The organism is Curtobacterium sp. PhB142, from assembly GCF_004341255.1.
In the GTDB taxonomy this organism is placed as follows: Bacteria; Actinomycetota; Actinomycetes; order Actinomycetales; family Microbacteriaceae; genus Curtobacterium.
Window position 1 is genome coordinate 1 of the sequence record NZ_SLUT01000026.1, and the last position, 1,241, is coordinate 1,241.

Below are 1,241 nucleotides of genomic sequence, written 5' to 3' on the forward strand. Positions count from 1 at the left end.
CTTGGGTTCAGCCGGTCGTTGCAACACCACCGTGATTTGGAGTGTTGCAGATGGGATCGAGGCTGGAACACCGTGCGCGAGAGGCGCGGTTCTGGGAGCTATTGAGACAGGGCCTTGGGCGTACGGCGGCCTGTGATGCTGTCGGCGTGGACCGACGTCAGGGATATCGATGGGTCAAAGCAGCCGGCGGGCGGAACCCGTTCGCCCACACGCCCCGCTCCGACAGGTACCTCAGCCAAGAAGAGCGGCTCCAGATCGCAGACCTACGCCAGGACGGTGAGGGCGTGCGCGCGATCGCCAAAGCACTCGGTCGGTCGCCGTCGACGATCAGCCGCGAGCTCACCAGGAACGCAGCGGCTGGCGGAACCTACCGGCCGTACTCGGCTGAGAAGCAATGCCGGGCTCGTGCGCGACGCCCGAAACCGCGGAAACTCGACCGGCTGGAGCTCGCTCTGCAGGTCGAGCTGCGGTTGGTGCGGAACTGGTCCCCGGAGCAGATCCGTGATGACCTGGCTAGGACATTCCCCGACCGGCCGGAGATGCACGTGTCGCACGAGACGATCTACCAGTCCCTGTTCGTTCAGGGCCGTGGGCACCTGCGCGCTGACCTGCACAAACACCTCCGCACCGGCCGAGCCCTCCGCCGGCACCGCGGTGAACGTCGGCAAGCGTCGTGGTCGAAGATCCGCGACATGGTCCTGATCAGTGAACGCCCCGCTGAGGCCGACGACCGGGCTGTTCCCGGCCACTGGGAAGGCGATTTGATCGTCGGGATCAACGCCCGCAGCGCGATCGGCACCCTCGTCGAACGAACGACTCGGTACGTGATGCTGCTGCATTTGCCCAACGGGCACAGCGCCGACGCGGTCCGTGACGCGATGATCCCCACCATCCAGACCCTGCCCGAGCATCTGCGTCGGTCGTTGACGTGGGATCAGGGCACCGAGCTTGCCCGACACAAAGACATCACTCTCGCCACGGACCTCGCGATCTACTTCTGCGACCCGCACAAGCCCTGGCAGCGCGGCTCGAACGAGAACACCAACGGGCTGCTCCGGCAGTACTTCCCGAAGTCCACCGACCTCAGCGTCCACAGCCCGGAACGGCTCCTCGAAGTCGCTGCTGAACTCAACGGCCGCCCCCGCAAGACCCTCGACTACCGCAGCCCTGCAGAAGCATTCGAACAGCTACTCTCGGACCCGAAACAACCACCCGTTGCAACGACCCCTTGAAACCGCCGA

The 1,241-nt window shown here is 65.4% G+C and carries 1 pseudogene; it reads left to right on the forward strand.

Annotation, left to right across the window (positions count from 1 at the left end):
• Positions 1 to 224 precede the first annotated feature (224 nt).
• Positions 225 to 1,232 (forward strand): annotated as a pseudogene (locus EDF31_RS19760) (IS30 family transposase); the annotation flags it as partial.
• Positions 1,233 to 1,241: the final 9 nt, after the last annotated feature.